Annotated in this window: 13 protein-coding genes; 11 read left to right on the forward strand and 2 right to left on the reverse strand. The window is 71.9% G+C overall.

Annotated elements, in window-relative coordinates:
- Positions 1-458 precede the first annotated feature (458 nt).
- Positions 459-4,259 carry a Pls/PosA family non-ribosomal peptide synthetase gene (locus AB0M73_RS09810; RefSeq protein WP_363889193.1) on the forward strand — a complete coding sequence of 1,267 codons (3,801 nt, stop codon included), beginning with the start codon at positions 459-461 and terminating at the stop codon, positions 4,257-4,259.
- Entirely contained in the window at positions 4,256-5,566 is a 1,311-nt protein-coding gene (locus tag AB0M73_RS09815; protein ID WP_363889196.1) for a M1 family metallopeptidase, read from the forward strand. Before AB0M73_RS09810 ends, AB0M73_RS09815 begins: the two co-directional genes overlap by 4 nt.
- A 130-nt stretch (positions 5,567-5,696) precedes the next feature.
- Here AB0M73_RS09815 and AB0M73_RS09820 read toward each other — a convergent pair whose 3' ends face one another.
- Positions 5,697-6,986, reverse strand: a complete 1,290-nt coding sequence (locus AB0M73_RS09820) for an AMP-binding protein (RefSeq protein ID WP_363889198.1) — start codon at positions 6,984-6,986, stop codon at positions 5,697-5,699.
- 116 nt (positions 6,987-7,102) lie between these two features.
- On the opposite strand from AB0M73_RS09820, the gene AB0M73_RS09825 reads away from it, so the two are divergent.
- From AB0M73_RS09825 to AB0M73_RS09840, 4 genes are all read left to right on the forward strand, one after another.
- A complete protein-coding gene (locus AB0M73_RS09825; RefSeq protein WP_363889201.1) occupies positions 7,103-7,591 on the forward strand; it encodes a GNAT family N-acetyltransferase in 489 nt (162 codons plus the stop codon).
- 92 nt (positions 7,592-7,683) lie between these two features.
- The gene (locus AB0M73_RS09830; protein ID WP_198047652.1) at positions 7,684-8,196 is read left to right on the forward strand and encodes a molybdenum cofactor biosysynthesis protein; all 513 of its coding nucleotides are present in this window, start codon (positions 7,684-7,686) and stop codon (positions 8,194-8,196) included.
- Positions 8,193-9,260, forward strand: a complete 1,068-nt coding sequence (locus AB0M73_RS09835; RefSeq protein WP_363889204.1) for an NADH:flavin oxidoreductase/NADH oxidase — start codon at positions 8,193-8,195, stop codon at positions 9,258-9,260. Before AB0M73_RS09830 ends, AB0M73_RS09835 begins: the two co-directional genes overlap by 4 nt.
- A gap of 40 nt (positions 9,261-9,300) precedes the next feature.
- Positions 9,301-10,758: a serine/threonine-protein kinase gene (locus AB0M73_RS09840; RefSeq protein WP_363889207.1), complete on the forward strand. Its 1,458-nt coding sequence runs from the start codon at positions 9,301-9,303 to the stop codon at positions 10,756-10,758.
- Here AB0M73_RS09840 and AB0M73_RS09845 read toward each other — a convergent pair.
- The gene (locus tag AB0M73_RS09845) at positions 10,755-12,224 is read right to left on the reverse strand and encodes a helix-turn-helix domain-containing protein (RefSeq protein ID WP_363889209.1); all 1,470 of its coding nucleotides are present in this window, start codon (positions 12,222-12,224) and stop codon (positions 10,755-10,757) included. The genes AB0M73_RS09840 and AB0M73_RS09845 overlap by 4 nt on opposite strands.
- A gap of 108 nt (positions 12,225-12,332) precedes the next feature.
- Here AB0M73_RS09845 and AB0M73_RS09850 point away from each other — a divergent pair, with 108 nt between their 5' ends.
- Genes AB0M73_RS09850 through AB0M73_RS09870 form a run of 5 tightly spaced genes read left to right on the forward strand, consistent with a single transcriptional unit; the run spans position 12,333 to position 17,713 of the window.
- Positions 12,333-13,190, forward strand: a complete 858-nt coding sequence (locus tag AB0M73_RS09850; protein WP_363889212.1) for an FAD binding domain-containing protein — start codon at positions 12,333-12,335, stop codon at positions 13,188-13,190.
- Entirely contained in the window at positions 13,181-13,639 is a 459-nt protein-coding gene (locus AB0M73_RS09855) for a (2Fe-2S)-binding protein (RefSeq protein WP_363889215.1), read from the forward strand. The genes AB0M73_RS09850 and AB0M73_RS09855 overlap by 10 nt, the downstream gene beginning before the upstream one ends.
- Positions 13,636-14,982, forward strand: a complete 1,347-nt coding sequence (locus AB0M73_RS09860; protein ID WP_363889217.1) for an 8-oxoguanine deaminase — start codon at positions 13,636-13,638, stop codon at positions 14,980-14,982. The genes AB0M73_RS09855 and AB0M73_RS09860 overlap by 4 nt, the downstream gene beginning before the upstream one ends.
- Entirely contained in the window at positions 14,979-17,234 is a 2,256-nt protein-coding gene (pucD, locus tag AB0M73_RS09865) for a xanthine dehydrogenase subunit D (RefSeq protein ID WP_363889219.1), read from the forward strand. Before AB0M73_RS09860 ends, pucD begins: the two co-directional genes overlap by 4 nt.
- A complete protein-coding gene (locus AB0M73_RS09870) occupies positions 17,231-17,713 on the forward strand; it encodes a nucleoside deaminase (RefSeq protein ID WP_363889222.1) in 483 nt (160 codons plus the stop codon). Before pucD ends, AB0M73_RS09870 begins: the two co-directional genes overlap by 4 nt.
- The last annotated feature ends 17 nt before the right edge of the window (positions 17,714-17,730 follow it).

Genomic DNA, 17,730 nt, shown 5'->3' on the forward strand with positions numbered 1-17,730 from the left:
TCATCCGGTGTCTGCCTTCTCCCTGAGCGCCGCGGATCCGCGCCTCGACACGCCGGGCGCGGCCCGGGCGACAACTACCAGTTCTTGGCGCCGACTACCGGCCTCTTTCCTTGCCAGCGCGGGGAAATCGGCACTTGCGGGGCCACCGGGCGGCCACGGCGACCCAATCCGGCTCAGGCCGGGCGGCAGCGGCCGCACTTGCTTTGCCACAAGGGAAAAGTGACGGAGCGTGGGAGGTATTCCCCGCCCGTCAACGGATCGTGTGACGACCCCGACAGCGACATGCGGCTGAACAGCGGGTAAAGTACGTCGTCGGCCCGCGACGGTGAAGGTGATCGCTGACAGTCCAGTGTGGACTCCAGCGCCCGTGCGCCGGGCTACCCGGCTCGGAGAGGCGTGCATTGACAGCGGTTGCATGGACTGCGGTTCAGGATCTGAGCGTTTCGGCCCGGAACGCGGTGTTCACCACACGCGGTGCGGCGAAGGCGCGCACGCTGCTGGACGTTCTGGCGGAGACGACGCTGCGGCACCCGGCCGCGGCGGCGGTGGACGACGGCGAGACGACGCTGAGCTACCGCGCGCTGGCGACCGAGGTCGACCGGCTGCGCGAGGTGCTCGCGGGGCACGGCATCGGCGTGGGCGACCGGGTGGGTGTGCGGGCGCCGTCGGGCACGGTGGACCTGTACGTGGCCATCCTGGCGGTGCTGGCGGCCGGCGCGGCGTACGTGCCGGTGGACTTCGAGGACCCGCAGGAGCGCGCCGACCTGGTCTTCGGCGAGGCCGACGTGTGCGCGGTCATCGGCGCGGAGCGCCAGATCACCGTCACGGGGACGCCGCTGGGCGTGCTGGGCACGCCGGGGCTGGACGACGACGCGTGGATCATCTTCACCTCGGGCTCGACGGGCAAGCCGAAGGGCGTCGCGGTCTCGCACCGCGCGGCGGCGGCGTTCGTGGACGCGGAGGCCGAGCTGTTCCTGGTCGACGAGCCGATCGCCCCGGGTGACCGTGTGCTGGCCGGCCTGTCGGTGGCCTTCGACGCCTCCTGTGAGGAGATGTGGCTGGCCTGGCGCTTCGGCGCGTGCCTGGTGCCCGCCCCGCGGGCGCTGGTCCGCACGGGCATCGACCTGGGCCCCTGGCTGGTGGAGCGGGAGATCACCGTGGTCTCCACGGTGCCGACCCTGGCCGCGCTGTGGCCGGCGGAGGCCCTGGACGAGGTGCGCCTGCTCATCTTCGGCGGCGAGGCGTGCCCGCCGGAGCTGGCGGAGCGGGTGGCGGTCGAGGGCCGCGAGGTGTGGAACACCTACGGCCCGACCGAGGCCACGGTCGTGGCGTGCGCCGCGCAGCTGACGGGCGAGGGCCCGGTGCGCATCGGGCTGCCGCTGGACGGCTGGGAGCTGGCGGTCGTGGACCAGCGGGGCGACCTGGTGCCGATGGGCGAGCAGGGCGAGCTGGTCATCGGCGGCGTGGGCCTGGCCCGCTACCTGGACCGCGCCAAGGACGCCGAGAAGTACGCGCCGCTGCCGTCGATGGGCTGGGACCGCGCCTACCGCAGCGGCGACCTGGTCCGTGCGGAGCCAGAGGGCCTGCTGTTCGTCGGACGGGCGGACGAGCAGGTCAAGCTGGGCGGCCGCCGGATCGAGCTGGGCGAGGTCGACGCGGCCCTGCAGGCGCTGCCCGGTGTCGCCGGCGCGGCGGCCGCGGTCCGCAACGGCACGCTGCTCGTGGGCTACGTGGTGCCGACCGCCGACTTCGACCGGGACACGGCCCTTGACCGGCTGCGCTCGGCGCTGCCGGCGGCCCTGGTGCCGCTGCTGGCCGAGGTGGAGACGCTGCCGACCCGCACGTCGGGCAAGGTGGACCGCAACGCCCTGCCGTGGCCGCTTCCCCACAAGGCCGGCAGCCCGAACACCGACGGCAGCCAGCTGGCCGGCACCGAGGCCTGGCTGGCCGAGCAGTGGGCCGTGGTGCTGGGCTTGGCCCCGGCGCGGAACGACGCCGACTTCTTCGCCAGTGGCGGCAGCAGCCTGGCCGCGGCCCGGCTGGTCGGCCTGATCCGGGCCAAGTACCCGAGCGGCTCGGTCAGCGACATCTACCAGTTTCCGACGCTGCGGGCGATGGCCGCGCGCCTGGACGAGTTCGACGCGAAGTCCCTCAAGGCCCGCACGGTCGCCCCGACCCCGCGCAAGGCCCAGGTCAAGCAGCTGCTGGCCATGGTCCCGCTGACCACGCTGGTCGGCCTGCGCTGGACGGTCGCGGCGGCGGCCGGCAGCACCCTGCTCAACCTCATGGGCGCGGCCTGGGCCCCGACGCTGCCGTGGTGGGCCATCGCGCTGGCCTGGCTGGTGCTGTTCCACCCGGCCGGCCGGGTCGCGGTGGCGGCCGGCGGTGCGCGGCTGCTGCTGCGCAAGGTGAAGCCGGGCCGCTATCCCCGGGGCGGAAAGACGCACCTGCGCCTGTGGGCGGCCGAGCAGCTGGCCGGCGCGGTGGGCGCCACCAACCTGACCGGCGCCTGGCTGACCCGCTACGCCCGCGCCCTCGGCGTGAAGATCGCCGACGGCGTGGACCTGCACTCGCTGCCGCCGATCACCGGCCTGCTCAAGCTGGGCAAGGGCTGCGCGATCGAGCCCGAGGTCGACCTGTCCGGCCACTGGCTGGACGGCGACGTCCTGCACATCGGCAAGATCCGCATCGGCGCCGGCGCGTCGATCGGCGCCCGCAGCACCCTGTTCCCGGGGGCCCGCATCGGCAAGCGCGCGGAGATCGCCCCCGGTTCCGGCGTCACCGGCTCGGTCCCGGCCGGCCAGCGCTGGTCGGGCGTGCCGGCCGTGCGTGACGGCAAGGCCGAGCACCGCTGGCCGAACAGCCGCCCGCCGCGCCGTCGCGTGTGGGGCTTCGCCTACAGCGCCGTCACTCTCGCGCTGGGTCTGCTGCCCGTCGCCGCGGCCCTGCCCGGTCTGGCGATCATCGCGCTGTTCCTGCACGACGCGCCCACGCTGGGCTCGGCGCTGGTGGCCGTGCCGGCCGCGACCGTGGCCTCGCTGGTCACGTACGCGCTGCTGGTGCTGGTCGGCGTCCGCCTGTGCTCGATCGGCCTGCGCGCCGGCTACCACCCGGTGTTCGGGCGGGTCGCCTGGCAGGCGTGGACCACCGAGCGGCTGATGAACATGGCCCGCACCACGCTGTTCCCCTTGTACGCCAGTCTGTTCACGCCGGTGTGGCTGCGGGCGCTGGGCATGAAGGTGGGCCGCCGGGTCGAGGCGTCCACGGTGCTGGCGCTGCCGTCCATGACCACGGTCGGCGACGGCGCGTTCCTGGCCGACGACACCATGGTCGGCAGCTACGAGCTGGGCGGCGGCTGGCTGCGCATCGCCAACGCCCGCATCGGCAAGCGAGCCTTCCTGGGCAACTCGGGCATGACCGCGCCGGGCCGGGCGGTGCCGAAGCGTGGCCTGGTCGGCGTGCTCTCGTCCACGCCGAAGGGCGCCAAGGCCGGCAGCTCGTACCTGGGCATGCCGCCGATCAAGCTGCCGCGGGCCGTCGAGGACGGCGACCAGAGCCGCACCTTCGACCCGCCGACCAAGCTGGTCGTGGCCCGTGGCCTGGTGGAGATCTGCCGCGTGATCCCGGTGATGGCCGCCGTGGCCCTGGCCGTGCTGGCCCTGTTCGCCATCGCCGGCGTCGCCAGCGTCGCCGGGTTCGGGGTCGCCGCGCTGCTGAGCGGCCTGGTTCTGGCCGCCTGCGGCGTGGTCGCCGCGAGTGTCGCCGCCGCCGCGAAGTGGCTGCTGGTGGGCCGGTTCAAGGCGGTGGAGCACCCGCTGTGGAGCTCCTTCGTCTGGCGCAACGAGCTCGCCGACACGTTCGTCGAGGTGCTGGCCGTGCCGTGGCTGGCCGGCTCGGTGTCCGGCACGCCGGTGATGAACCTCTGGCTGCGCGCGCTCGGGGCCCGGATCGGCCGCGGCGCCTGGGTCGAGACATACTGGTTGCCGGAGGCCGACCTGGTGAGCGTCGGCGTGGGTGCGACCGTGAACCGGGGGTGCGTGGTGCAGACCCACCTGTTCCATGATCGAATCATGCGCATGGACGAGGTGACGTTGGCCGAGGGCTCGACCCTCGGTCCGCACGGAATCGTGCTGCCGGGCGCCACCATCGGCGCCGGCGCCACTGTCGGCCCGGCCTCGCTGGTGATGGCGGGCGAGAGCGTGCCGGCCAACTCGCGCTGGCTGGGCAACCCGATCTCCGCGTGGAGCAAGCGCGGGTGAGGGGCACGATCGGCGCGGACCGCTCCGCCGACTCGTACCTGCCCCAGCACGGCAACGGGGGTTACCGGGTCACGCACTACGACCTGGAGCTGGACTACAAGCCGGGACCTGGCCGCCTCGCCGGCCGGGCCCGGCTGTCCGGCCAGGCCCGTGCCGACCTGGCCGGGTTCAGCCTCGACCTGCACGGCCTGCGGGTGGAGCGGGTGCTGGTCAACGGCAAGTCCGCCAGGTACAGCCATCGCGGCGACAAGCTGCGGATCACGCCGGCCCGGCCACTCATGGTCGGGGCGGCGTTCTCCGTCGAGGTGCGCTACGTCGGCACGCCGAGGCCGGTGCGCAGCCTGCACTGGGGCGAGATCGGCTGGGAGCAGCTGGAGGACGGCGCGCTGGTGGCCAGCCAACCGATCGGGGCCCCGTCCTGGTTCCCGTGCAACGACCAGCCCGGCGAGAAGGCCACCTACCGGATCGCCGTGACGACCCCGTCGCCCTACACCGTGGTGGCCAACGGCTCGCTGGTGTCGCGGCGGGTCGGCGGCAGCAGCACGACCTGGGAGTTCGAGCAGCTCGCGCCGATGGCGACCTATCTGGCCACCGTGCAGATCGGGCTCTACACCGAGGTCGAGGTGTCGGCCGGCCAACGGGCCGCCGTGCCGCCGCGGCTTGTCGGCGTGTTCGGCCACGACTTCGGCCGGCAGCCGCAGATCATGGCCGCCTTCGTGAACCTGTTCGGCGCGTATCCGTTCACCGAGTACCACGTCGTGGTGGCCGACGAGGCCCTGGACGTGCCGGTCGAGGCCCAGGGCCTGTCGATCTTCGGGGCCAACCACGTCGACGGGCACCGCGGCTCCGAGCACCTGGTCGCCCACGAGCTGGCCCACCAGTGGTTCGGCAACAGCCTGACCATCGCCGACTGGCGGCACATCTGGCTCAACGAGGGCTTCGCCACCTACAGCGAGTGGCTGTGGTCGGAGGCTTCGGGCGGCCTGTCCGCGGCCGTGCTGGCCGCGCGCTCGCACGCCGAGATCGCCCGCCAGCGCCAGGACATCCGCATCGGGGACCCGGGCGTGCGGCGCATGTTCGACGACCGGGTGTACCAGCGCGGGGCGCTGACCCTGCACGCGCTGCGGGTGCGGATCGGCGACGACGCGTTCTTCGCCGTGTTACGGGAGTGGGCCGAGAAGCACCGGCACTCGACCGTGACCACGGACAAGTTCATCGCCGTGGCCCAGGAGCACTCGGTCAAGCCGCTGGACCGCTTCTTCCGGTCCTGGCTGCAGGACACCGCCCTGCCACGCGGGTTCGACTAGCGGAGGAACCGGGGCGAGCCTGGGCCCGCCCCGGTCTCGCCTCAGCTGGCCTCCCCCTGCGCGTCGGCCGAGTCGATCTCGTCGATCATCTTGCTCCAGTCCTCGATGGACATCCGTCCCCTCCTTTCTGTCACGGGTTCTCCAGCAGGCTCACGAAGTTCAGGTGCTTGCCGGCACGGGACTCCGTGAACTCCCCGGCCCCGGCGCGGCGAAGCCGCACCGGCAGCCGGTGGTGCAGGGCGGCATTGGCGGCCTCGGTGGCCCGCCGCAGGTCTTCGTCGGTGCAGCTCGCCGCCGGGTCGACCAGCACGGTCAGCTCGGTGGTGTCGGCCTGCACGACCTGCAGCCGCTCCACCGGGAATCGTTCGATCAGCTTGACCAGCCGCAGCACGTCGGTCCGGGTGCCGTCGGGCAACGTGATGGCGCCGTGCTGGCGGCCGGCGATGAGCCGCAGCAACTTCTGCTCCCGCCCGCACAGACACCGTTCATCGGACAGGGCGCCGACGTCGCCGGTGCGGTAGCGGACGAACGGCATCACGGTGTTGAACAGGTTGGTGACGACGATGTCGCCCTCTACGCCGTCGGGCAGCGGAGCGCCGTCGGCGTCGACGATCTCCACCCACACCCGCTCTCCTTCGATGTGGTACGAACCGAATTCCGGGCACTGGGCGGCGATGGTGCTGGCCTCGTTGGTCCCGTAGCAGTCGCGCACCGGGGCCTGGAAGTGCTCCTCGATCGCCGCGCGGCCGGCGTCCGTGAGCTGTTCTCCGAACGTCTGCACGATCCGCGGCCGCAGGCCGGGAACCATGTCGCGCAGCGCCAACGCTCGCGACGGATGCGTGAACACGACATCGGGCGCGAACTCATGGCAGCGGCGGGCGATCGCGGCCTCGTCGCGCACGAACCCGAATTCGGCGAAGCGTAGGAAACCGGCCGACGGCACGGTGTACTCGAACCACTCGTCGGCCTCGGACTTGAAGGGGCGCAGCACCTTCCGGTCCAGCGGCAACCCGTAGTCGAAGGCCCGCCGCAGGGCAAGGGCATTCACGTGGACGAAGTGCTCGGAGTTGTGCACGATCTTCAGCGGCACGCCGGTCGTGCCGGAGGTGACCACCGAGGCGCAGTCGGCCGGGTCGATGTCCTCGGCGAAGTGCCCGCGGTAGTCGCCGCGAATCTGCTGTTTGGTCACGGTCGGCAGTCGCGCCAGCGTCTCGAACGGATCCTCGGCCAACTCCAGGCCATGGGCCCGCAGCGCCGGAACCGTCAGCAGCACGCGGCCCAGCAACGCCGACAACCGCTCACATTGCCACTCGCGCAGCGACCCGTTCCGCTCGCGGTAGTCCAGAAATGCCTGGTAGGTGCGCCCGAACAGCCGGCCCTGCCGCACGGCGTCGGCCGCCACACCCTCACGTCGCCCCATGCAACGGCCCCCTCCGTCGCTTCCGACCCTAATCGATCAGCGAGCATCCCCCGGGAAGAGTCACGCCCACGAAATTCCCGTTGCCAGCGCGGCAGATCACCGACACCCTGGGCCGCATGTCGACCATCCATGTGCCACTCGGCGTTCGCGACCTCACGCCGGCCGACGTGCCGACCTGCACGTGGTCGGGCAGTCGCCGGCACGTGGAGAAGCTGCACCTCCAGCTGGCCCGGGCCCGCGACGGCGTCGTCGACTACCTCGCGGTCTGCCCGCCGTCGGACATCCCGGTGGCCATCGGCGGCGTGGACTATGAAGCCCGGCCTGGTGCGGGCGTGATCTGGCAGCTCGCGGTGATGCCGGCGCTACAGTCCTGCGGGATCGGCTCGGTGCTCATTCGCGCCGCCGAGGACCGCATCCGCCGGCGCGACCTGTCGACGGCGGAGCTGAGCGTGGAGGAGGACAACCCGCGAGCCCGTGCGCTGTACGAACGACTCGGTTACCACGCCTACGGCTCCGGGAAGGACGGCTGGGACACCGAAGGCCCGGATGGCACGACCGTCTGGCACGAAACCATGTGCACGTTGATGCGTAGGGAGTTGCGCTAGCGTCGCGCCGATGGCGTGGCGCTCGACACACCGCGCCGACCGCTCCCGCTCCAGCCCGTTCCGCGCGCGGCTTTTCCCCTAGAATTGCGGGCGTGAGCCGGCACGAGGTGGAGATCATCGCTCTGCACGTCTCGCCCACGCACGCCCTCGAAGGCCGCCCGCAGGATGGGCCGAGGCCGGATCCCGTTGCGGTGCAGCGTGATCACGTGGAGGTGCGAGCGGGCCTCGGGCTCGTCGGCGACCGGTACTTCAACCACAAGGCCCATCGCAACGCGGCCGTGACGATCTTCGCGGCGGAGTCGTTGGAGGCGCTGCACCTCGACCCCGCACCGGACCCGCATGCGGTACGCCGCAACATCGTGCTGCGTGGCTTTCCCGTGGACTCGCTGGTGAGACAGCAGTTCACCCTGGACGGAATCCGCTTCCAGGGCCATCGGGCGGCCAATCCGTGCGCGTGGATGGACGTTGTGGTCGCGCCTGGCGCGTTTCGCGGCCTGCGCGGGCACGGCGGTGTCCGTTGTGTGCCGTTGGACGACGGCATTCTCCGGCTCGGCCCGGCGGTGTTGGAGACATCGCCGGCGGACCAGGTGTTGGCCGAGGCATGAGCACGCTCCTCTCGCCGTACACGGTGCGCGGCATGACCGCCCGCAACCGCATCTGGGTGTCGCCGATGTGCCAGTACTCCGCCACCGACGGCGTGCCCAACGACTGGCATTTCGTGCATCTCGGCCAGTTCGCGGCCGGCGGCGCGGGCCTGGTGATGACGGAGGCGGCCGCGGTGTCGCCGGAGGGCCGGATCAGCCCGCGCGACGCCGGCATCTGGAACGACGAGCAGGTGCGGGCGTGGCGGCGGATCGTCGACTTCATCCACGGCCAGGGCGCCCGGGCCGCCATGCAGCTGGGCCACGCCGGCCGCAAGGCCTCCACGCAGCCGCCGTGGGAGGGCCGGGCCACGGTGCCGGCGTCCGAGGGCGGCTGGCAGTCCGTGGCCCCGAGCGCGGTGGCGTTCGGCGACTACGCCATGCCCCGTGAACTCACCGAAACGGAAATCCGGGGGGTGGTGGCCGATTTCGCCGCCGCGGCCCGACGGGCGCTCGACGCGGGCGTGGACGCCATCGAGACCCACGCCGCCCACGGCTACCTGATCCACGAGTTCTACTCGCCGCTGTCCAATCTCCGCGCCGACGGCTACGGCGGCGATTTCGACGGCCGCGTCCGGCTCATGCTGGAGGTGGCCACGGCCGTGCGGGCCGAGATCGGCGACGAGGTGCCGCTGTTCACCCGCCTGTCGGCCACCGACTGGGCCGACGGCGGCTGGACCGGCGACGACACCGTGCGCCTGTCCCGGCTGCTGGCCGACCAGGGCGTGGACCTCATCGACGTCTCCTCGGCCGGCCTCACCACCGCGCAGCGCATCCCGCTCGGGCCCGGCTACCAGGTGCCGTTCGCGCAGCGGATCCGGACCGAGGCCAAGGTGCCGACCGGCGCCGTCGGGCTGATCACCGAGCCCCGGCAGGCCGAGCAGATCGTGGCCACCGGCGCCGCCGATGTCGTCTTCCTGGCCCGGGCCCTGCTGCGCGATCCGCACTGGCCGCTCAACGCCGCCCGCGTGCTCGGCGGCGACATCCAGTGGCCGATCCAGTACGTCCGGGCGCGGCTGGAAGGATAGACCCGCAGGACGACGTCTGATGAATAGTGGAGGAATGGCCGTGGCCACCGAGGGTGACCTCATCGCCGAGCGCTACAAGCTGGTCAGGAAGGTCGGCAGTGGCGCGATGGGCACCGTCTGGCAGGCCCGTGACCAGCTGCTGCGCCGGGACGTCGCGGTCAAGGAGCTGCTGGTCCGCACCGGCATGACCGAGCTGCAGACCGACGAGGCCCGCAACCGGGCCATGCGCGAGGCACGGCTGGCGGCCCGGCTGCACCACCCCAACGTCATCTCCATCTACGACGTCGTGGAGTACGAGGGCCGGCCGTGCCTGATCATGGAGTACCTGCCGTCGCAGAGCCTGGCCGACCTCATCGCCCAGCACGGCGTGCTGCCGGTCGGCATCGTCGCCCGCATCGGCACCCAGATCGCCTCCGCGCTGGCCGCCGCCCACACCGCCGGCATCGTGCACCGTGACGTCAAGCCGGCCAACGTGCTGCTCAACGGCGACAACGTGGCCAAGCTGACCGACTTCGGCATCTCACGGGCCGACGGCGACGCCACCGTCACCGCCGCCGGCCTGCTGGCCGGCACCCCCGCCTACCTGCCGCCCGAGGTGGCGCAGGGTGAGGACTCCGTTTTCGCCAGCGACGTCTACTCCCTCGGCGCCATGCTCTACGCCGCCGTCGAGGGCCATCCGCCCTTCGGCACCGACGGCAACGCGGTGGCCCTGCTGCACCGCATCGCCACCGAGGAGGTGCCGCCGCCCGAGCACGCCGTGCCGCTGACCGCGACGCTCGTGTGGATGCTGCGCCGGGATCCCAAGCACCGTCCCGAGGCCAAGGAGGTCCAGGACGCCCTCGGCGCCCTGGCCGAGGCCATGCCGGCGGAGATGCCCGCCCCCGCGCCGCTGCCGGCAGAAGAGCCCCCGCCCGTCGCCGCCGTCGCCGAAGGACGGGACCGGCGCAAGGTCGTGGCCATCGTGCTGATGGTCGGCGCGCTCGTCGTGGCCATCGCGGTCGTCGTCTACGCCCTCAACCAGCCGCAGCCCTCGGTCACCGCCGGCGGTCCGTCCAGCACCGGCAAGTCCACCACCGCCGCCAGCACCACGAGCACCACCGCGACGACGGCCGCCAGCACCACCACCGGCGTGCCGACCACGACCACCGTCACCACCACGACGACCACCGCCGCGCCGCCGCCGGTCGACGCCGCCACCCAGCTGGCCAACGCGATCTCCGACTACTACAACCTGGTGCCGAACGATCTCAATGACGCCTGGAACCGCATGACCGACGACTACCGGCAGAACAAGGCCGGTGGCAAGGCGGGTTACCAGAGCTTCTGGGGCGGCGTCGCGAGCGTCGAGGCCACCGGCGTGACGGCGACGCCGCCGGGCACCGTGGTCGCGACCATCACCTACCACAAGAAGGACGGCAGCACGCAGGTCGAGCGGACCACGTTCGGCATGGTCCAGCAGGACGGCATCTGGAAGATCGCGTCCTCGTCGGTCGGCTAGCGGGACAGCTCCAGGGCCAGGAAGAGGTCGACGCGGTCGGCGAAGCGGGAGAGGTCGCGGCCGGTGAGGTCCTCGACGCGGCCGATGCGGTAGCGCAGGGTGTTGACGTGCAGGTGGAGGCGGGCGGCGGCCTGGGACCAGGAGCCGGAGCAGTCGAGGAACACGCGCAGGGATTCCAGGAGCTCGGAGTGGTGCTCCTGGTCGTAGGCGCGGACGGGGCCGAGTAGGCGGCGGCAGAAGGACTGGCGGAGCTCGTCGGGCAGGGCGCCGAACAGGAGCTGGTGGGAGGCGAGCTCGGAGCCGGCGACCACGGCGGCGTGAGAACCGTTGTGGACGGCCACTCCGCGGGCGTAGCGGGCCTCGTCGACGGAGGCCCGGAGGCGGGATGCGGGACCGGGGCTGCTGATGCCCAAGGCCAGCCGGCACGAGCCGAGACCGGGTTCGAGGGCACGGACACCGGAGCGCAGGGAGTCGAGCAAGTCGTTGCCGGCCAAGGTGATCGCTACGGCCTCACCGTCCACATCGGTCACGAGGCCCTCGACGAGGGAGTCGAGGACGTCGAGGGCGAGACCGGCCTCGCCGGTGATGGTCATGGACACGACGCACAGGCTGTCCTCGGGGCCGAAGCCGGCGGCGGTGAGGCGGGCGCTGATGTCGGCGGCGGGGGTGGACTCGTCGGCCAGCAGCGAGAGCAATTGGGTGGCGGAGCGGCGCTCGCCGACGCGGCCGGCGGCCAGGGCAGAGCGTTCCAGGCCGATGAGGGTGGCCAGTTCGACCGCGATCTCGTGCCGGTCGGAAGTTCGGTCGGCGACGACGAGGGCCCAGCAGGCCAGACGATGCCCGGTGCCGATGGGCAGCACGCTGTAAGAGCCGACCTGGCGTTTGCCGGTGACAAAGCCGGCGGCTACCGCCGAGCTGTCGGGGAGGTCGGTTACGCCGGCCACCACGCGACCGGTCGGGGTGATGACCCAGCACGGCGCGCCCAGCTCGACGGACCCGGCGGCGACGAGGCCGTCCAGACCGGCGCCGGAGCCCAGCACGGCGACGAGACGGCGGTGGTGCTCCAGCACGGCGCTGGACCGGCGGACGTGCTCGGCGGCCAGTGCGGAGACGACCCGCTGGGTGATGGACGTGAAGGAGACGTCGAGGGGCACGGTGAACAGGCGGACCGAGTGCCGACGGCAGGCGTCGGCGACGACGTCGAAGGTGACGGGCCCGATCTCGGCGGTGCCGACGCCCAGCGCGACCACGCCCATCTCGGCGATGGCGGACACGAAGGCCTCGGCGTCGCCGGGATCGTGGTACCAGAGCATGCCGGTCAGCACGACCTCGCCGCCGCCGAGATAGCGGCGCGGGTCGCGCAGGTCGGTGACGTAGATCCAGCGGAACTCCGGATCGGGCTCGATCGCCCCGACCAGCAGCCGGAGCCCGAGCCCGGAATCGGCCAACAGCTCACCCAGGCGCACGTCAGGCAGGGTACTTGGAGGATCCTCCAAAAGACCCGCCCGATCGGGTCGGCGTTTCGTGGTGTTCGCCGCTAGCACCGCCCGCGGCCGGACTGTGTACTACGTCACGTGGAATTCCTACGACCGACCTCACTGGCCGAGGCCCTCGACGCCAAGTCGGCTCAGCCGGACGCGGTGCCGATCGCGGGCGGCACCGACGTGATGGTGGAGCTGAACTTCGACCACCGCAGGCCGGCCGCGCTGCTCGACCTGACCCGGGTCGGCGAGCTGGCCGAGTGGACGGTCACGCCGAGCGGCACCCGCCTGGGCGCGGGAGTGCCGTACGCGCGGATCATCGCCGAGTTGGGCGACCGCCTGCCGGGGCTGGCCATGGCGTCCCGCACGGTGGGCTCGCCGCAGATCCGCAACCGCGGCACGGTCGGCGGCAACCTCGGCGCCTCCTCCCCCGCCGGCGACACGCATCCGGTGCTGCTGGCCACCGACGCGACCGTGGAGGTCGCCTCCGTGCGCGGCACGAGGGAGATTTCGATCGGGGAGTTCTACCGAGGCGTGAAGCGCAATGCGCTGGAGCCGGATGAGCTGATCACCGCGATCCACCTGCCGGCGGGCACCGGGCCGCAGCAGTTCAGCAAGGTCGGCACGCGCAACGCGATGGTGATCGCGGTCTGCTCCTTCGGCTTGGCCTTGCATCCCGAGGGCAACCGCGTCGGCGCGGGCATCGGGTCGGCGGGGCCGACGCCGATCCGGGCGGTCGAGGCCGAGCGGTTCGCCGCCGAGGAGCTTTCGTGGGAATCGCCGAAGCCGCTGACCGACTCCGTGGCACGGCGCTTCGGCGAGCTCGTCGCCGCCGCGGCCACGCCGATCGACGACGTGCGCGGCACCGCCGCCTACCGCCGGCACGCGCTGTCCGTGCTGGCCCGCCGCACGCTCACCTGGGCATGGAAGGACTACGCGCGATGCGCCTGAACGTCACGGTCAACGGGGAGGCCAGGCAGGCCGACGACGTGTGGGAGGGCGAGAGCCTGCTCTACGTGCTGCGCGAGCGCCTGGGCCTGCCGGGCTCGAAGAACGCCTGCGAGCAGGGCGAATGCGGTTCCTGCACGGTGTACATGGACGGCACGCCGGTGTGCTCGTGCCTGGTTGCGGCCGGGCAGGCGGAGGGCCGCGAGGTCGCCACGGTCGAGGGCCTGGCCGACGGGGACACCCTGGACCGGGTGCAGCAGTCCTTTGTGGACGCCGGTGCGGTGCAGTGTGGTTTCTGCACGCCGGGTCTGGTCGTCGCTGCCCACGATCTGCTCAATCGCGTGCCGCAGCCGTCGGATCCGGAGATCCGGGAGGCATTGGCCGGCAACCTGTGCCGCTGCACCGGGTACGAGAAGATCCTCGACGCGGTGCGGCTGGCGGCGACCCGATGAGCGTCGTAGTCGTCGACAACGCGGCGATCGCGACCGTCGACGCCGACAACACCGAGCACGCCAGCGGCCACATCGTCATCCGTGACGGCCTGATCGAGCGGGTCGGCCCCGGCCAGGCCCAGCGGCCGGCCGAGGATCACGACTACATCGACGCTCAAGGCCGCCTGGTCACGCCGGGCCTGGTCAACACCCACCACCACCTGTACCAGTGGGCCACCCGCGGCTACGCCAAGGACGCCGAGCTGTTCGAGTGGCTGACCACGCTGTACCCGGTGTGGGGCCGCCTGACCGAGGAGGTCACGCGGGCGGCCGGCGCGGCCGGCATGGCCAAGCTCGCCCTGACCGGCTGCACGACCATCGCCGACCACCACTACGTCTTCCCCGACAACGGCGGCGACCAGATCGGCGCGCTGGTCGGTGAGGCGCGACGGCTCGGCGTCCGCCTGCACGCGGTGCGCGGTTCCATGGACCGAGGGCAGTCGCAGGGCGGCCTGCCGCCGGACAACATCGTCGAGGATCTCGAAGCGGCGCTGCTGGGCACGGAAAAGGCCATCAACGACTACCACGACCCGGACCCGCTCGGCCTGATCCGAATCGCCGTCGGCCCCTGCTCCCCCTTCTCCGTGAGCCGCGAGCTCATGGAGCAGGCGGCGGAACTGGCCCGGCGGCACGGAGTTCGGTTGCACACGCACCTGGCCGAGACCGTCGACGAGGAAGAGCAGTGCCTCGCCGAGAACGGCTGCACACCGGCCCAGTACGCCGAACAACTGGGTTGGCTGGGCGACGACGTGTGGCTGGCCCACACCATCCACCTGTCCGACGAGGCGATCAAGCGTTTCGGGCAGACCGGCACCGGCTGCGCGCACTGCCCCAGTTCCAACGGCCGCATCGCCGCCGGCATGGCCCCCGTGCGGCAACTGCTGGACGCCGGGGCGCCGGTCGGGCTGGGCGTCGACGGGGCCGCGTCCAACGAGTCCGGCGGGCTCGGCGAAGAGCTCCGGCAGGCGCTGCTGGTGGCCCGGTTCCGGGGCGGCGCAACGGCTTTGACCATCCGTGAGGCGCTGTGGATGGGCACCATGGGCGGCGCCCGCTGCCTGGGCCGCGACCACGAGATCGGCTCCATCGAGCCGGGCAAGGTCGCCGACCTGGCCGTGTGGCGGATGGACGACCTGGAGCACGCCGGCATCACCGACCCGGTGGCCGCGCTGGTGCTGGGCTCCGCCCCTGCTGTGGACCGGCTGCTGGTCGGCGGCCGCAGCGTCATCGCCGGCGGCGAGCTGCGCACCGCCGACCTCGAATCCATCACCCGTGATCTCGCGAATGCCGCGGAGGTGCTGCGATGACCTCCCCCACCAGGGAATCCACCAAGGGAGGCGTGGGCGAGAGCCCGCTGCGCCCGGACGGTGCACTGAAGGTGCGCGGCGAGTTCGCGTACTCGTCCGACCTGTGGCACGAGGACATGCTGTGGGGCGCGACCCTGCGCAGCCCGCATCCGCACGCCCGGATCCGATCCATCGACATCGCCGAGGCGTTGAAGGTGCCCGGCGTGTACGCGGTGCTCACCCACGACGACGTCCCCGGCACGAATCTGTACGGCCTTGAGCATCCCGACCAGCCGGTGCTGGCCGTGGATGTCGTGCGCTACCACGGGGAATCGGTCGCGCTGGTCGCCGCCGACCACCCGGAGACGGCCCGGCGGGCGATCAAGAAGATCAAGGTCGAGTACGACGTGCTGGCGCCGATCGTGGACGCCGAGGAGGCGGTCAAGCCGGAGGCGCCGCTGCTGCACCACGGCGGCAACACCGTGCGCAAGGTGCACATCGAGCGTGGCGACCAGCGGGCGACGGCCGATGTCGTGGTCACCGGTGTGTACGAGGTGGGCATGCAGGACCAGGCCTTCCTCGGCCCCGAGTCCGGCCTGGCCATTCCGGCCGAGGACGGCGGCGTGGACCTTTTCGTGGCCACGCAATGGCTTCACGTCGACCAGAAGCAGATCTGCTTCGCGCTGGACCTGCCGACGGACAAGGTGCGGCTGACGCTGGCCGGTGTCGGCGGCGCGTTCGGCGGCCGCGAGGACCTGTCCATCCAGGTGCACGCATGCCTGCTGGCCCTGCACACGGGCAAGCCGGTGAAGATGGTCTACAACCGCGAGGAGTCCTTCTACGGCCACGTGCACCGGCACCCGGCCAAGCTGTACTACGAGCACGGGGCCGACCGTGACGGAAAGCTTTCCTATGTCCGGTGCCGCATCTACCTCGACGGCGGCGCCTACGCGTCCAGCACGCCGGCCGTGGTGGCCAACGCCGCCACGCTCGGTATCGGACCGTACAATGTGGATAACGTCACCATCGACTGCTGGGGCGCCTACACCAACAACCCGCCCTGTGGCGCCATGCGCGGATTCGGCGCTGTGCAGGCCGGTTTCGCCTATGAGTCGCAAATGGACAAACTCGCCGAGGCGCTGGGCATGGACCCCGTCGACGTGCGGGTGCGCAACGCCATGAGCGAGGGCAGCGTCATGCCGACCGGCCAGGTCGTCGATTCCGCCGCTCCGGTCGAGGAACTGCTCAGGCTCATCAAGCAACGCCCGCTGCCGGCAGTCCACGATGGACCGTTGGACCTGACGGCGATGCCCGGCGGCGTCTCCAACACCACCCACGGCGAGGGCGTGGTCCGCGGCGTCGGCTACGCCGTCGGCATCAAGAACATCTGCTTCTCCGAGGGCTACGACGACTACTCCACGGCCCGCCTGCGGGTGCAGGTGATCAACGGCGAGCCGGCGGCCGTGATCCACACCGCTGCGGCCGAGGTCGGCCAGGGCCTGGTCACCATCCAGCAGCAGATCGTCCGCACCGAGCTCGGCATCGACCAGGTCACCGTGCACCCGGCCGACACCACCGTGGGCAACGGCGGCTCCACCTCGGCCTCCCGCCAGACCTACGTCACCGGCGGCGCGGTCAAGGCGGTCTGCGAGGCGGTGCGGGAGAAGCTGCTCAAGCTGGCCGTGTCCCGCTTCGGAGAACCCCGCTCGGAGCTCACCGCCCAGGATATCGTCGCCGTGCTCGGGGATGACGTGATCGAGGAGACGGTGGAGTGGCGGCACCGGCCGACCACCGCGCTGGATCCCGACACGGGCCAAGGCTTCGCGCACGTGCAGTACGGCTTCGCCGCGCACCGGGCGGTCGTCGACGTGGACGTCGACCTCGGCCTGGTCAAGGTGGTGGAGCTGGCCTGCGCGCAGGACGTGGGCAAGGCGATGAACCCGCAGGCCGTCCTGGGCCAGATCCACGGCGGCAGCACGCAGGGCCTCGGCCTGGCCGTGATGGAGGAAATCCAGGTCTCGAACGGGAAAGTCCGCAATCCCTCGTTCACCGACTACCTGATCCCGACCGTGCTCGACACCCCGCCGATGCCGGTGGACGTGCTCGAACTGGCCGACCCGCACGCCCCGTACGGCCTGCGCGGGGTGGGCGAGCCGCCCACGATCTCGTCGACGCCGGCCGTGGTCGCGGCCATCCGCGCCGCCACCGGCCTGGCGCTCAACCGAGTTCCGGTGCGGCCGGAACACCTGACGACACGGGAGATTCCGCGATGACCACCGCAGCGACCACCGACCAGGCGTGGCTCGACGAGGCCGTTCGGCTGGCTTCCGCCAACGTCGCCACCGGCGGCGGCCCGTTCGGCGCTGTCATCGTGCGCGGTGACGAACTGATCTCCACCGGCGTGAACCGGGTCGTGCCCACGCTCGATCCGACCGCCCACGCCGAGGTGGTGGCGATTCGCGAGGCCTGCCAACGGGTCGGCGACTTCCGGCTCACCGGCTGCGTGCTGTTCTCCTCGTGCGAGCCGTGCCCGCTGTGCCTGGCCGCTTCCCTGTGGGCCCGCGTGGACCGGGTGGTCTTCGCCGCCGACCGCAACGACGCCGCCGACGCCGGCTTCAACGACCGCGACTTCTACGACCTGTTCGAACAGCCCAAGCAGACGTGGCCGATCCCCGTGCTGCACGTCAGGACCGCGGACCACAACACCCCGTTCTCCGCGTGGCTTTCCCGCACCGACCGCGTCGAGTACTGATCCTCGTCACGCGCGTG

Origin of the sequence: Kutzneria sp. NPDC051319 (genome assembly GCF_040682195.1) — a bacterium.
Lineage (GTDB): Bacteria > Actinomycetota > Actinomycetes > Mycobacteriales > Pseudonocardiaceae > Kutzneria.

Excerpts from the sequence above, each read along its gene's own strand:
- AB0M73_RS09855 (WP_363889215.1), top strand. The coding sequence starts at position 13,181 with ATGCGCCTGAACGTCACGGTCAACGGGGAGGCCAGGCAGGCCGACGAC.
- AB0M73_RS09860 (WP_363889217.1), top strand. The coding sequence starts at position 13,636 with ATGAGCGTCGTAGTCGTCGACAACGCGGCGATCGCGACCGTCGACGCC.
- AB0M73_RS09870 (WP_363889222.1), top strand. The coding sequence starts at position 17,231 with ATGACCACCGCAGCGACCACCGACCAGGCGTGGCTCGACGAGGCCGTT.
- AB0M73_RS09835 (WP_363889204.1), top strand. The coding sequence starts at position 8,193 with ATGAGCACGCTCCTCTCGCCGTACACGGTGCGCGGCATGACCGCCCGC.
- pucD (WP_363889219.1), top strand. The coding sequence starts at position 14,979 with ATGACCTCCCCCACCAGGGAATCCACCAAGGGAGGCGTGGGCGAGAGC.
- AB0M73_RS09825 (WP_363889201.1), top strand. The coding sequence starts at position 7,103 with ATGTCGACCATCCATGTGCCACTCGGCGTTCGCGACCTCACGCCGGCC.
- AB0M73_RS09820 (WP_363889198.1), bottom strand. The coding sequence starts at position 6,986 with ATGGGGCGACGTGAGGGTGTGGCGGCCGACGCCGTGCGGCAGGGCCGG.